This is a genomic window from Rhodococcus sp. ENV425, from assembly GCF_002887785.1.
GTDB lineage: Bacteria > Actinomycetota > Actinomycetes > Mycobacteriales > Mycobacteriaceae > Rhodococcus > Rhodococcus aetherivorans.
Window position 1 is genome coordinate 1,156 of the sequence record NZ_PCZU01000160.1, and the last position, 12,548, is coordinate 13,703.

13 protein-coding genes and 1 pseudogene are annotated in these 12,548 nt (G+C 67.3%); 3 read left to right on the forward strand and 11 right to left on the reverse strand.

Features of this window, described 5'->3' with window-relative positions; all coding sequences use genetic code 11:
• The coding region (locus CQZ88_RS13340; protein WP_258008583.1) for an acyl-CoA desaturase at positions 1–924 on the forward strand (924 nt) is incomplete at its 5' end.
• 177 nt (positions 925–1,101) lie between these two features.
• Here CQZ88_RS13340 and CQZ88_RS13345 read toward each other — a convergent pair.
• The 3 genes from CQZ88_RS13345 to CQZ88_RS13355 all read right to left on the reverse strand — a co-directional run bounded on the left by CQZ88_RS13345 (position 1,102) and on the right by CQZ88_RS13355 (position 2,299).
• Positions 1,102–1,389 carry a hypothetical protein gene (locus CQZ88_RS13345; protein ID WP_006947522.1) on the reverse strand — a complete coding sequence of 96 codons (288 nt, stop codon included), beginning with the start codon at positions 1,387–1,389 and terminating at the stop codon, positions 1,102–1,104.
• 137 nt (positions 1,390–1,526) lie between these two features.
• Positions 1,527–1,817 (reverse strand): hypothetical protein, encoded by a 291-nt coding sequence (locus CQZ88_RS13350; protein WP_029546754.1) that lies wholly within the window; start codon positions 1,815–1,817, stop codon positions 1,527–1,529.
• Positions 1,814–2,299: a hypothetical protein gene (locus tag CQZ88_RS13355; RefSeq protein WP_102799876.1), complete on the reverse strand. Its 486-nt coding sequence runs from the start codon at positions 2,297–2,299 to the stop codon at positions 1,814–1,816. The genes CQZ88_RS13350 and CQZ88_RS13355 overlap by 4 nt, the downstream gene beginning before the upstream one ends.
• Positions 2,300–2,783: 484 nt before the next feature.
• On the opposite strand from CQZ88_RS13355, the gene CQZ88_RS13360 reads away from it, so the two are divergent.
• The gene (locus tag CQZ88_RS13360; protein ID WP_258008585.1) at positions 2,784–3,026 is read left to right on the forward strand and encodes a hypothetical protein; all 243 of its coding nucleotides are present in this window, start codon (positions 2,784–2,786) and stop codon (positions 3,024–3,026) included.
• A gap of 751 nt (positions 3,027–3,777) precedes the next feature.
• Here the strand turns inward: CQZ88_RS13360 and CQZ88_RS13365 are convergent.
• Genes CQZ88_RS13365 through CQZ88_RS13385 form a run of 5 tightly spaced genes read right to left on the reverse strand, consistent with a single transcriptional unit; the run spans position 3,778 to position 9,623 of the window.
• The gene (locus tag CQZ88_RS13365; protein ID WP_102799878.1) at positions 3,778–5,319 is read right to left on the reverse strand and encodes a bifunctional 3-(3-hydroxy-phenyl)propionate/3-hydroxycinnamic acid hydroxylase; all 1,542 of its coding nucleotides are present in this window, start codon (positions 5,317–5,319) and stop codon (positions 3,778–3,780) included.
• Positions 5,316–5,672 carry a DoxX family protein gene (locus CQZ88_RS13370; RefSeq protein WP_050036201.1) on the reverse strand — a complete coding sequence of 119 codons (357 nt, stop codon included), beginning with the start codon at positions 5,670–5,672 and terminating at the stop codon, positions 5,316–5,318. The genes CQZ88_RS13365 and CQZ88_RS13370 overlap by 4 nt, the downstream gene beginning before the upstream one ends.
• Entirely contained in the window at positions 5,669–7,558 is a 1,890-nt protein-coding gene (locus CQZ88_RS13375) for an acyl-CoA synthetase (protein ID WP_102799879.1), read from the reverse strand. The genes CQZ88_RS13370 and CQZ88_RS13375 overlap by 4 nt, the downstream gene beginning before the upstream one ends.
• Positions 7,555–8,493, reverse strand: a complete 939-nt coding sequence (locus CQZ88_RS13380) for a fumarylacetoacetate hydrolase family protein (protein WP_029546759.1) — start codon at positions 8,491–8,493, stop codon at positions 7,555–7,557. Before CQZ88_RS13380 ends, CQZ88_RS13375 begins: the two co-directional genes overlap by 4 nt.
• Positions 8,490–9,623 (reverse strand): VOC family protein, encoded by a 1,134-nt coding sequence (locus tag CQZ88_RS13385; RefSeq protein ID WP_102799880.1) that lies wholly within the window; start codon positions 9,621–9,623, stop codon positions 8,490–8,492. Before CQZ88_RS13385 ends, CQZ88_RS13380 begins: the two co-directional genes overlap by 4 nt.
• 141 nt (positions 9,624–9,764) lie before the next feature.
• On the opposite strand from CQZ88_RS13385, the gene CQZ88_RS13390 reads away from it, so the two are divergent.
• Positions 9,765–10,427 (forward strand): TetR/AcrR family transcriptional regulator, encoded by a 663-nt coding sequence (locus CQZ88_RS13390; RefSeq protein ID WP_102799881.1) that lies wholly within the window; start codon positions 9,765–9,767, stop codon positions 10,425–10,427.
• A 107-nt stretch (positions 10,428–10,534) separates the two neighbouring features.
• On the opposite strand, the gene CQZ88_RS13395 is transcribed toward CQZ88_RS13390, so the two are convergent.
• From CQZ88_RS13395 to CQZ88_RS13405, 3 genes and pseudogenes are all read right to left on the reverse strand, one after another.
• Positions 10,535–10,909, reverse strand: coding sequence for a helix-turn-helix domain-containing protein (locus CQZ88_RS13395; protein ID WP_050036204.1), 375 nt, complete (start codon positions 10,907–10,909; stop codon positions 10,535–10,537).
• Between the two features lie 86 nt (positions 10,910–10,995).
• Positions 10,996–11,823 (reverse strand): alpha/beta fold hydrolase, encoded by an 828-nt coding sequence (locus tag CQZ88_RS13400; protein ID WP_050036205.1) that lies wholly within the window; start codon positions 11,821–11,823, stop codon positions 10,996–10,998.
• Positions 11,824–12,248: 425 nt separating this feature from the next.
• Positions 12,249–12,548 (reverse strand): annotated as a pseudogene (locus tag CQZ88_RS13405) (hypothetical protein); the annotation flags it as partial.

Here is a 12,548-nt window from a genome sequence, read left to right on the forward strand (position 1 = left end):
ATCCACTCCGCGAGTTGGGAATGGGACAACGCCGACCCGTCAGCGCACTGGAAGCAGACCCACAACTATCTGCACCACAAGTACACCAACATCCTGGGCATGGACGACGACGTGGGATTCGGCCTGATCCGGGTCACCCGGGACCAACGGTGGAAGCCGTTCAACGCCGGCAACCTCGTCTACAACGCGTTGCTAGCGCTGCTGTTCCAATACGGCGTCGCCATCCAGCACCTCGAACTCGGCAAGGTCGCCAGGGGCCGGGACGACCGTGCCGAAACCAGCCGTAAGCTGCGTGAGGTGGGCCGGAAGGTGGGCCGACAGATCGGCAAGGACTACGTGTTGTACCCGGCCCTCACCGGGAGGGCGTGGAAGTCCACCCTGACGGCCGACATCACTGCCAACGTGATCCGTAATCTGTGGACCAACGCGGTGATCTTCTGTGGGCACTTTCCCGACGGCGCGGAGAAGTTCACCAAGGCGGACGTCGACAACGAGAGCCAGGCCCGCTGGTATCTGCGACAGATGCTCGGCAGCGCCAATATCTCCGGTGGTCCGTTGATGGATTTCATGACGGGCAACCTCAGCTATCAGATCGAGCACCACCTGTTCCCGGACCTGCCGTCCAACCGGTATGCCGAGATCGCCGTGCGGGTGCGCGCATTGTGCGGCAAATACGACCTGCCCTACACCAGCGGTCCGCTCGCGGTGCAGTACCTCAAGACGTGGCGCACCATCGCGAAACTGTCGCTGCCGAACAAGTACCTCAAAGACACTTCGGACGCCGCTCCCGAGACCGCATCCGAACGCGGCTTCGGCGGGATGCCGGTTGTCGATCCCGTCACCGGCCGGCGGCGCGGACTGGCCACCACGATCCGCGCGAACCGCCGGATTCGTGGCGTGCGCCGACTTCTGGGGATGCGCTGATCGACGCGTAGGTGTTTCGAAGTGCCGTCGTGCGGACTCACAGCCGGGCACGGCCGCCGAGATGATCGCCGCGGACCCGCCGAACCAGTGGCGCCGCACCCCCGCCTGCACCGGACCCCGGCGCACCAGGTGCACCGACCTCACCACGGTCGGCGGGTCCCGGGGGCGGGCCGATGGTCATCCGCCGGCGCTGTGGGTTGCGGCGAAGACGACGAACACCACGAACAGTGCCGCGGTACCGAGGACGGCACCGGTGAGGGCCTCCCGATGGTTCGTTGCCAGGCCCTTGTCGACCCGGTCCAGGCCGACCCAGCCGCAGACCACCGCGGCCAGCCCGGCGGGAATCGTGATCAGGTCACCGATGAGGGGAACGAAGGCGAACACCGCGGCGGTGATTCCCGCGACAAGCGCGGTGCTACCCGCACCGTTGCGGAACGGCGACTCGGTGGAACGGTGTGGCGGCATACCAGCTCCCCATTCAGGACAAGGCGATCATGTCCGTCCATGGTGCCTCGCACCGCTGGATCTCGCCGCACTACTCGTGCGCCGGGCAGGGGCGTCTCGGCTCGGCCGCGGCGCATGCTGTGACCGGCGTCCGTGCGTCAAGGCCGGGTCTGCCGGGCACGCAGGGCGGCGATCATACGGTGGAGTTCACCGAGGGTGACCCACAGTCTGCGTGCTTCGTCCTCGAATCGTTGGGCACTGACCGCGAAGCCGTGCCGTTGTTCATCGGCGGCGCAGTGCTCAGCAAAGTTGATCCGCACTGTGACCTGCTCGAACTCTCGCTCGAGCACGCCGAGAAAGAGCTGAGCCTGTGCCCGGTCGGCACGGCGGGCCGCAGCCTCGGCATCGGCTGGCCCCACCGGGCCGGGGCGGACGGATGCGATGATCATGAGAGTTCGAGGGTCGCGTCGCGGACCATGTCGAGTGTGCTGGCGTGCGAGGAGCCGGTCGGAGTGCCCCCAACAGTGTGGAGCAGCAGGGTCACGGTCGGGCGCGGGTAACGGTAGCGGGCGCAGGCCGCATCAAGGCAGTCCTCGATCACGGCACTCACCTCGCGTTGCTCCAATGCCGCAGCCGCAGGAATGCTCGCGTCCGCGATGGTGATCGCCAGTTGACTCAGTAGCACCCCGTGGCGGCGCCGGATGTGTTCCATCGCGGCGACCGCACGGTCGATACAGGCGTCCAGGCAGCGTTCCCCGGCCCCGGGAGTCTCGAGTGCGCAGCACATCCCCGCCAGGCGCAGGTGCTGTCGGTGCAACACCCGCTCGACGCCGGCATCGATCGTGCCGACGTCCGCGACGCACTCGGACACGTCGATCCAGACGTTCTGCCTCGGCCGTGATCGGGCGAACAGGTGCCAATGGGCGAGCATTGCGGACCTTCTCCTTGATCAGGTGGCCCGCGCCGTTGCGGGTCCTTCCACCCATACCGCCGCCGAGGATCGAAACGGATGCGTCTTGACGCTTTCCTTATGCTCTGGACCGAAAGCTTGATGCGGTGCTTACTCATCACCCAGCTTCGCGGGGCCCGTGGCGCCCTCGCTCGGAACGGGGGCGACTGTCGGAGGCTCGGAGCGTTCGGCATGCAGATCGGAGTACTCGAGCATCGGAGCGCATCCCGTGCCGGCGGTCGGGTTCGATCGAGCGATGCAGGAGAAGCGAATCAGAGGCGCAGGCCACAACGCGGTGTGCTGTTGCCCGCCGTGACGGGCACGGGGCGGCGGCTCCTCGGTCCGGAGGCGTAGAGATTTCGCAAGGATCCGACGGCGAGTCTTCCCTGCCGGGTCGGGACGGGCCGATGCTCGTTGGTGGTCGAAACCCGTCGACGCGAAGGAAGGATACGTGCGCGTGAGCGACATGCTGACCACGTGGATGCTCCTCGGGGCGTTCGTGACAGCCGCCTTGGTCATCCGCTACCTCAACACCGCTTCGGACCGGCCGACGGCCCGGGCACCGCTGCGCTATGTCCGCCGCCCGCCGGTGCCGCCTTCTGGGATCCCGGTGGTCCGCTACTGCTCGCCGGCTCCGGCCGCAGAGCGGACTCGACGGCAATTCCCGTCGGCCGACGACGATGTGCTGATGCTGATCGCGGTCGGATGACCACCCTCGTGCCGCTGTGCGCGATCGGCGTGTTCGTCGATTTCACCCTTGCCCAAACGGCGATGGTGCGGCACTGATGGTGCACGCGTGGGCCCGGGTGGCGCATGCGGATACTGCTCAGTGGTACGGGTACGGTCCTGGCCGGCACCGCCGGTGCCTGGCTCCTCGCGGTTGCTTTGCCGCTGCTGGTGGCCGGGATGTGCACGGTCCGCCGGACGTTCCGGCATCGCCGGTACGTGTGCCGGTGGCCGATGCCGTCGTCTGCCACACCCGCAACCGTCTCGCCTCGGTCCACGCCACCCCGTGCGAGCGTGACCTCTCACTCCGATCGGAGAATCCCGATGCTCGACGATCTTGCCCCCGTCCTGTTGCTGATCGGCGTCCCCACCCTCGTCCTGCTGACAGTTCGCCGCCTCAACCTCCGCGACTGCCGGCACGAGCCACCTGCCGACAGCCCGCATACCGGAGGCCGCACCGTAGGGTCGGAACCGCCGCACGGCCCTGCCGACCCACATCCGCCGGGGTCTCGACGGACCCGCCACACGCCCCCGCGCGGGTGCGGTCCGTCGGTCGCCGATGGGGGAGTGTCCTTATCGGACACTCCCTGTCGCGACAACCACACCACCGGTCCGAGTCGGCGAAGCGCGGGGGAATCGGGCCGGAATCGAGGATGACGTGGCGCGAGCACTCGGCGGACCAATAGCTCGGAGCATCCGCACCCGTGCGCAGTGGAGATTCCGTCAGGGGTGGCTCACCGTGTGAGGATCGTTGGCGAGTGGTCGGTGTGGAAGCGGGGCAGGGCGGCGCAGAGGGCGGACAGTTCGTTGCCGCTACGAAGGACGGTGCCGTCGGGCCGGACGATGACAGCGCGCGCCCGGCCGCGGCGTAGCCAGCGGTGCAGATCGGTGTCCGGCCGAGCCAGCAGGACTGTGCCACCCCGTTGTTCGATGGCGGTGCGTTGTTCCGTGGTCGGGGAGACGGAGGTGACCACCGCGAACCGGCCGGCGACGACCTCGGCGAATCGGCGACCCTCGTCGAGGACCGGATTCGGGATCAGGCGGCCCGCTCGGCTTCTGCGTAGTCGGGATCGCTCGATGAGACTGGAGCGGCGGAGAGCCGGGGTCTCGTTGTCCATGATCTTGTCGCTGAGGCCCGGCACGCGGTGCAACAGCGGTAGGGCGACGCGGCGGATGAGATTACCGAGTTCGCCGCCCTCGGTCATGGCCATTCCGACGAACTTGGCCCGCCGGATCAGCGCCCGTGCGTGGGGCTTGCGTTCGATCTCGTAGGTGTCCAGTGCGCTCTCAGGCAGATCCCCGCGGAGGACGCCTGCAAGTTTCCAGGCGAGGTTCATCGCGTCCCGCATCCCCGCCCCCATCCCCTGTCCGATGAACGGCGGTGTGAGATGGGCGGCGTCGCCCAGCAGAAACACGTGCCGGTCGCGCCATCGGTCCGCGACTCGGGCTCGAAAGGTGTACTCGGCCAGACGGACCAGCTCCAGGTCTTCGGCCGGTGTGTTCCTTGTCCATGGCGAGATGAGGGGATGCAGTCGGGCCATTTCGCGATAGTCCTCGGCGCTCTCACCTGGCTTCAGACGGAACTCCCAGCGGTAGCGCGTTTTTCCGATCCGCATGTACGTTGCCGCGCGCACGGGGTCACACACCTGGTGCACGCCCTCCCACTCGCCGAGGTCTGCGGTGGTGGCGACGTCGACAACCAGCCAGCGTTGTTCGAACTTCAGATCCCGCATCGTTGCCTGAATCTGTTCTCTGACCATGCTGTTGGCGCCGTCGCAGCCCAACACGTATCTGGTCCGTACCGATTCGTGCACGCCGGTGCTTCGGTCGGTGAAGTCGACGCGAATGCCGCCGGTCTTGTCGTGGGCCAGCCCGGTTACTTCGATGTCGCCGCGCAGAGAGGCCCCTGGGTACCGTTCAAGATTGGCGCGCAGGATCTCCTCGAACTGCGGCTGATCGAACATGTTGGCCTCGGGGTAGCCGTGTACGCCCGGACCGGGGTCTCGGTGGAACTCGGTGAGAATTCGCATGTTCCGGTCGAGGAGCCGCAACCCGAGGCACGGCCGGGAGATCGCCGCGAACTCGTCGGCGATCCCGAGGTGCGCCACGATCCGGTGAATCTCACCGTCGAGGTGGACCGCCCGCGGCTGCGCATAGACGCCCTCCCAGCGCTCGAGTACCAGGCACTCGACCCCGTGCTGAGCAAGCAGCGTGGCGGCGGTCAGTCCGGTGGGTCCGGCACCGACGATGACGACCGGGACAACCCGCTCGCTCATCGGATCGATCCGAACAGGACGGCGAGGTAGGCGAGGATCAGCGCGCTGACGAGGATGGCGGGCGTCATCTCACGCAATCCATCTCCGTTGCGTACGTGCGTAACGACGGCCCCTGCCATCAGGAGCAGGAGCCCGACGCCGGCCGCGGCGCCGAGCGCCGGTACGAGTCCGCCGATCAGGAGACCGGCTGCACCGGCGACCTCGAGCGCACCGATACCCCGATACGTGCTGACGGAAATACCGACGTGGGCTGCCCGTTCCCGCATCGGCGAGGTTGCCGCCATCTTGCTCACGCCGAGCAGGAGGTAGAGGACTGCGAGCGAGACCGCCAGAACTAGGGATGCGGTAATCATTTGCGCACCATTACCTTCCAATTGATCGCATATCGGTCCAAGATCGCCTTGACCGCCGGTTCGCCGGCAGATCCGTCGATCTCGACAGTGGCAAGAATCGAGCCGTCCGCTACGGACGCATGGATGCTGTCGACCCCTGCGGTGGTGGCGAGGGCCTGCTCGAGCTCGCGCCGTGTCGCGTCGGCGCGCAGTGCGAGCTTGTAGGGCTTGCCTACCGCCGTGACAGGCAAGGCGTGGAGGATGGTCACCGTTCTGGGGGCCGCGGCCCGTTCGGGGACACGCTCACCCGCCCAGGCTTGCAGCTCATCCTCGGTGATGCCGGCGTCTGCGGCAACGGTGACGTACGCGACGGGCACTTCGCCCGCGTGGGCATCGGGTCGTCCCACCGCGCTGACCGCGGTGACCTGCGGATGGTCCAGTAGGGCGTCTTCGATGACCGCTGGATCGATGTTGTGCCCGCCCCGGATGATGACGTCCTTCGCGCGTCCGACCAGGTAGATGAAACCGTCGCTGTCGACGCGCGCCAGGTCGCCGGTATCGAACCACCCGTCGACCAGTTTGCCCATACCGTCGAGCACGTGTCCGTGTTCGTCGTGGGCGACAGCGTAGCCGGCGAACACCGTCGGACCGCTGATGGCCAGCACGCCGGTCGTTCCGGTGGGCAGGTCTTCCCAGCTGCCGTCTTCGCGGACGCGTACCACTTTGACCTGCTGATAGGGCATCCGTAGGCCCACCGCGCCGGGTCGCGGCGCGTCGGTGAAGCTGCGTGCACTCGCGCAGGTTGCCTCCGTCAGGCCGTAGCCTTCGAGAAGGGGCACACTCGTGTGTTCCCGGAACTTCTCGACGACCGCAGTCGGCAGAGGCGACGCTCCGACCATGGCGAATCGCAGACTACTGATATCGGCGTCGACCGGGCGCTCCGCAAGGGCCGCGTATATGGTGGGCACCGCGCTCATCGACGCGATGCGGTAGTGCTCGACGATCTTCCAGAATTCGCTGAGCAGTACCGGGTCGCGGTAGCCGAGCGGGCCGGCCCACACCACACCCTGGCCCTTGAACAGCGGTGCCAACAGCGTGACCATCAAGGCATTGACATGGAACAGCGGCAGGGCGGCGAATACCACGGAGTCCTGGTCCCACAACGAGTTCGCGGCCAGCATCCAGGAATTGGCGACCTCGTTGTCGTGGGTGTGGGCGGCCAGCTTCGGAACACCGGTGGTACCACCGGTGTGAAACAGTGCCGCCATGTCGAACCCACGAGGGGGATCACCGGCGAAGCCGGAGGAGTCGATGTCGGCCGACAGCGCACCGAAATAGCCGATCCGCACTCCGTCGACTTCGGGCAGGTCCGCAGGGACGCCGGCGGCACCGGTGGGCCTGAGGGCCAGCACTGCATCCACCCCTCCGCTCACGGCAATCTCGTGCGCGACCTCCCATGTGTCGGCCGCAAGTTCCGGACCGGCCGCGACGAGTACCCGGGCACCTGAGCGGCGTAACAGTTCAGCGATGTGCTGCTGCGACTGTGCCGCGTTGATGGGGGCAGCGATGCCGGCAAGCTGCGCGGCGAGAGTCGCGGGGATCAGTTCGGCGCAGTTGGGCGCCATCAAGGCGACCGGGTCGTGGCGCCGCACGCCCAGACGATGGAGCAGGTTCGCGTAGCGGTGAACATCGTCGAGTAGTTCGGAGAAACTGCGCTGCAACGGCTCCCGCCACCGTGCGGCGTCCGGGAGGACGGTGAGCGCGAGGCGGTCCGGCCACATGCGGGCCGCTCGGGTGAGCAAGGCATAGGTGGACTCCGGAAGCCCCCGATCTCTCAGCGGCACGGCCTCGATCGCCGTCACATCCGTGGGCGCTGCGTACCGCGGCCACAGCAGGTCGGTGGTCATCGCGCGTACCTCACCACCGTGCGCTGCCGCCCCAAGTCGATCGTCCCGTCGTCTGTGGCGACGGTGGCTTCGATGACGTCGCCGTCCTGCAGATAGTTCGAATTCCGGGCCTGGCCCGCAAAGAAGAGCTTCCATTTGACGGCCGGCGGCAGCAGAGAGGAGAGGATTTCGATCGGCTTCGGTGGGGCGCTCAGCGCCGTCCCGACCGGTGTTCCGGTCAGCAGCAGGTCTCCGGCATCGAGGCGTTGGAACCGGGTCAGCGCCTGCAGAGTCTCGGCCGGCTGGTAGATCATGTCGGCAACGGTCATGTTCTGGCGAGGCTCACCGTTGACCCAGAGCCGCAGGCGCAGGTCGGTGAACCGCTTCAGTTCGTCGGCATCGAGCAGTACGAGCGCGGGGCCGACCGGGGTGAACGTCGGGTACGACTTGGCCTCGTAGAACTGCGTTTTGGGAAGCTGGACGTCGCGCGCGGAGATGTCGTTGGTGACAACCAGGCCGGCGACGTGATCGGCGAGAGTGTCTGCGGTGATCGTGGTGCCGACGGGGAGTTCACGCCCGAAGACGAGCCCGATCTCCACCTCGTAGTCCAGTAGCCGGACATGGGCAGGACGGATCACGTCGTCGTGGGGACCGCCGATCGAACCGGATGCCTTTCGGAAGAAGGTCAACGGAATGGTGTCGGGGTTCATCCCCGCGTCCTTGACGTGCGAGGCGAAGTTCGTCATCTGTGCGACCACACGGCAGGGGGCGGTGACCGGGGAGAGCAACGAGAGGGTCTCGACGGGCACGGTGCCCTCGCTGGACGCCGCTGCCTCGACGGCTGGTCGGTCGGCCAGCAGTTGAGCGGTGGTGGTGGCCTCGGTGTCTACCCGGGCAGCACCCGTCGGTGTGACGACCCACCAGGCGTCGGCGGTGCGGAGGACAGAGATGGTCATGAGCTGGCAACTTTCAGAAGGCCGCGTAGGCGGTGGAGGTCGAATTCGTTGTCGGCGCGCAGCGCGAGGGCGATGGCGCGCAGTTCCTGGAGTGAGTCCCGACCGGGGCTCAGTCCGAGGAAGTCCTTGGTGGCGGGCGGCCCCCACTGGGCCAGTCCGGACGCGGTCATCGGTGCCCAGCCCGCCTCGAGCGTGTTGTCGAAGAGATCGCCGTCGCTGAAGTGCTCGACCATGAATCCGTCGGGGTCGCGCCAGTAGTCGAAGATCTGGCTGCCCTGGATGTGCCGGCCGATGCCCCAGGACCGGCGGTAGCCCCGGTCGAGCAGGTACTCGCCTCCCGCCGCGAGGGAGTCCAGGTCGGCGACCTGATATGCCGAATGCACATAGCGGTTGGCCGGGCCGAGAACCATCGCGAGAGTGTGATGGTCGGTGGGCGTGGCACCCCGGTCGCAGCGGATGAAGCTCATGATCGGGCCCCGGGCCCGTTGCCCCGGGTAGTAGAGGAAGTCGCTGACGATCAGTCCGAGGTGCTCGAGGTACCAGTTGAGCGTTTCGAGGTACTTCGTCGTCTGGAGCACGACGTGACCGAGCCGTTGCACGGTGGCCGGCGCGCGGGGTGGCCGCTGGGTGGCGTTCACCCGCCCGCGGTCGTGTCCGAAATTGAAGTGGAGCGGAGCCTGGGCGGCCAGCGCCGGCAACTCGAACGTGTCGGACACCACGCGGACTCCGAGAGCGCTTGGATCCACGAGATCGACAGCGATCCCGCCGAGGCTCTCGGGGAGGGGCACGACCGCACCTCCGACTGCGTCCGCGAGTCGCAGCACGTCGGTCGAGTCGGCTGCCCGGAAGGCGGGACCGACGAACCGCGAACGCGGGCCTCGGCGGATGAGCACGCAGGGCGAACCGGGGTCTGTGCCGCGCAACTGTAGTTCGTGCGCCGTTCGGAGCGCCGTCGCAAAACCGAAGGCATGGGCGAACGCCTCCGCCCGATCGAGGTCGGGCTTCTCGAACTCCAGCCACGCGAGGTCGAACACCTTGATGATCGACTCGGCGGCCTTCCCCCGGTGCTCGCCCGCCAGCGCGCCCTGCTCACTGTGCAGTCCGGAATGCGGGTCATGGTGGACACTCATGGACCACTCCCTTCAAGTTATGACGATATCGTCACTTACGAAGATATCGTCAGTCAAGAGTTTTTGAGGAATTCGTCACAATTGATGACGCGCCGTAGGGTAAGGCCAGGTCGGACGGATCAGAGAGAAGGGCACGCAGGCATGACCGAGCAGAACACCGATGCACCGAACCGTCTGGACCGGCGCAAGGCGCGCACCCGCGCCGCACTCGTACGCGCAGCCCAGTCGTTCATGGCGGCAGGGAAACCGGCCGCCCCGATTCTCGAGATCACCCAAGCCGCAGATGTCGGGATGGGGTCCTTCTACAACCACTTCCAGACCAAAGAGGAGCTCTTCCACGCTGCCGTGGAGGAGGCCCTCGACCGCCATGGGGCGGTGCTCGACGAACTGACCGCAGATCTGGACGACCCCGCCCAGGTCTTTGCGCAGAGCTTCCGTCTGACCGGACGCCTCCATCGCAGGAATCCCGAGCTGAGCAAGGTTCTGCTCAGCAACGGTCTGAGTCTGATCGGCTCGGACAAGGGCCTGGCGCCGAGAGCTCGCCGGGACATCGAGGCAGCTGCCCGGTCGGGCCGGTTCAGCGTGCGCGATCCCGAACTGGCCATGACAATCGCAGCAGGCGCCGCGCTATGCCTGGGTCAACTGCTGCACGACCACCCCGAACGTGACGACGCGGAGGCCACCGACCAGGTCACCGAGGACCTGTTGCGCATGTTCGGCGTCTCGGCCGACGAAGCCCACGAAATCTGCCGACGCCCCTTACCCGACGCCGACTATCAGCCCCCAGCCGCAACCGCCACATAGCTCGTCTGCTTCGTCAGGATCGTCGGCAGGCGCGGCATCCCACCCGCCGTGATCTGGAACCTCGAATCCTTGGTGCGGATCGACTGCCGAGCATCACGCGGCGAGGACTAACTGCGGCGGCGCGGGCGAGGAACCGGACCCGCCATCACCATGGCGTCGTAGATCTCCATCAGGGCGCGTCGCTGTCGAGGCGCGAGGGCCGGGTCGGCCTCGAGGGCGGCTTCGATTCGTGCACGTGCGTCGTCGCCCTCGCGGTCGCCCACGGGAAAGCCGGCCTGCTCGTAGAGAATGTCGGCGCTGATGTTCAGCGAGCGTGCGATGGCATCGATGACGGTTGCCGAGGGGGCGCGCAGTCCGCGCTCGATCTGCGAGAGGTACGGATTCGAGATCCCGGCCATCTCGGCGAACTGCCGCAGGGTGAACTTGTTGAATTCTCGCTGCCGTCGGATGATTTCCCCGAGCTGTGCCGACGGTCTCCTCATACACGCGAGTTTACTGACACGCTCGGGGCTGAACACACGCTCGAAGCCCGTGGAACACGTGCGCAGTATCGCAGGGCGCGGCCGGCTCAGTCCTCATCGAGGAAGTCCCCGATGAGCTGCGCCGCCCGGGCGGTCTCCTGGAGCACGCACAGGTGGCTGCCCCCGTCGATGATCTCCAGGCGGCCGTGAGGGACGGCCTTGGCGATGATCCGGCCGTTGACGGTCGGCACGAGCCGATCGTCGCTCCCCGCGATCACGAGCACGGGCATCGGCAGGTGGCGCAGCCACGGTCGACTGGTCCACTCGAAGGCCGCGCGGAGCTGGACGACATGGCCCCGCAACGACGGCCGGCAGTCCCGGCGGATCTCGAGGTGCTCGTCGAGGAGCGCGGGATCGTCGACGATCCCCTCGCCGTAGATCAGCGGGGCGACCTTGCGGAAATACGCCGGGGAGTAGAAGCTCACCGGGTTGAAGACGGCGGTCAGCGCCCTCGGCGGGCTGGGCATGCCGCCCAGGCCGCAGTTCGTCGAGGCAAGCGCGAGCCTCTCGACGCGTCCGGGACTCCGGCGCGCCAGCTCCTGCGCCACCATCCCGCCGAACGCCAGGCCGAGCACGCCGGCCGAGTCGATCCCGAGGTGCTCGAGGAGATCATCTATGACGCCCGCATGCTCGCGGACGCCGAAGCGGCCGCGGGGGACCGAGGAATGCCCCGAGCCCGGCGGGTCGACCGTGATGGTCCGAAACCGCCCGAGCCGGGCCTCGAGTGGACGCCAGAACTCCAGGGGGAGGCCGATACCGTTGATCATCAGCAGGGCCGGCCCGTCGCCCCGGACTCGGTAGCGGACACGCAGCCCCGCCGTCTTCATGAACTGTGGTTCTTCCAGCGTCGAAGCGCTCGGCGTCTTCTTCTGCATGGGATGACCGCCTCTCGGTTGACCCCGCGCCTGGAGTGCAACGCGACTGTGAGACAGTCGCCCCTCGGAGTGCTTGCTTGCAAGCTTCACATCAGCTGGAGAGCTACCAGGCTCGCCGGACGGGGGGCGGTCGGCGAGCCGCAGCCCTGCTGCGCAGAGACATTGTCGGACAACATATCCGACATTCCGTGCGCTCACGTAGGCCCTCACGCGCGACACCGGCGATGCACCATGAACCCGATGACACAGAGCGGGACACGCCGTGGGCGGCGGGAGGGGGCGTTCCCTTTCGCCGATCACCCGGATCGGGTCCTCACGCGACGGTCGAGGCGGTCCTCCCACGCCGTCCGGTGGCAGCGGTCCCCCACCTCCATACAGCTGTAAACCACTGTCGCACAACAAATCCCGTGCTTGAACACAGACAACTACCGCGCCCATGTGCTGCCGCCGATGCGGCGCGAGTTGTCCACCGACCGCCGACGCCACAACTCGTCGTCGTAGATCTCCTCGTAATCGGTCTCGTCCCAGTACTTCTCGCGCCGATACAGCAACCCGAAGAACAGTCGGTAGTCCTTCGCGTAGGCGCGCTCGGTTCCCTCGGCCAGGAACCCTCGGAGCGCGCCGACCGAGCGCGCCCGGAGACCGGATCCCGACGGCCCTCGCGGCCCGGCTACCCTCGATGTCATGGGCAGGCAGCGGGAGCGTCGGGCCGCGCCGGGGTCCGG

Bases quoted from the DNA above. Each gene is read 5' to 3' on its own strand.
- CQZ88_RS13390 (WP_102799881.1), top strand. From the start codon at position 9,765: ATGACCGAGCAGAACACCGATGCACCGAACCGTCTGGACCGGCGCAAG.
- CQZ88_RS13380 (WP_029546759.1), bottom strand. From the start codon at position 8,493: ATGACCATCTCTGTCCTCCGCACCGCCGACGCCTGGTGGGTCGTCACA.
- CQZ88_RS13345 (WP_006947522.1), bottom strand. From the start codon at position 1,389: ATGCCGCCACACCGTTCCACCGAGTCGCCGTTCCGCAACGGTGCGGGT.
- CQZ88_RS13400 (WP_050036205.1), bottom strand. From the start codon at position 11,823: ATGCAGAAGAAGACGCCGAGCGCTTCGACGCTGGAAGAACCACAGTTC.
- CQZ88_RS13385 (WP_102799880.1), bottom strand. From the start codon at position 9,623: ATGAGTGTCCACCATGACCCGCATTCCGGACTGCACAGTGAGCAGGGC.
- CQZ88_RS13365 (WP_102799878.1), bottom strand. From the start codon at position 5,319: ATGAGCGAGCGGGTTGTCCCGGTCGTCATCGTCGGTGCCGGACCCACC.
- CQZ88_RS13360 (WP_258008585.1), top strand. From the start codon at position 2,784: ATGCTGACCACGTGGATGCTCCTCGGGGCGTTCGTGACAGCCGCCTTG.
- CQZ88_RS13350 (WP_029546754.1), bottom strand. From the start codon at position 1,817: ATGATCATCGCATCCGTCCGCCCCGGCCCGGTGGGGCCAGCCGATGCC.
- CQZ88_RS13375 (WP_102799879.1), bottom strand. From the start codon at position 7,558: ATGACCACCGACCTGCTGTGGCCGCGGTACGCAGCGCCCACGGATGTG.
- CQZ88_RS13395 (WP_050036204.1), bottom strand. From the start codon at position 10,909: ATGAGGAGACCGTCGGCACAGCTCGGGGAAATCATCCGACGGCAGCGA.
- CQZ88_RS13355 (WP_102799876.1), bottom strand. From the start codon at position 2,299: ATGCTCGCCCATTGGCACCTGTTCGCCCGATCACGGCCGAGGCAGAAC.
- CQZ88_RS13370 (WP_050036201.1), bottom strand. From the start codon at position 5,672: ATGATTACCGCATCCCTAGTTCTGGCGGTCTCGCTCGCAGTCCTCTAC.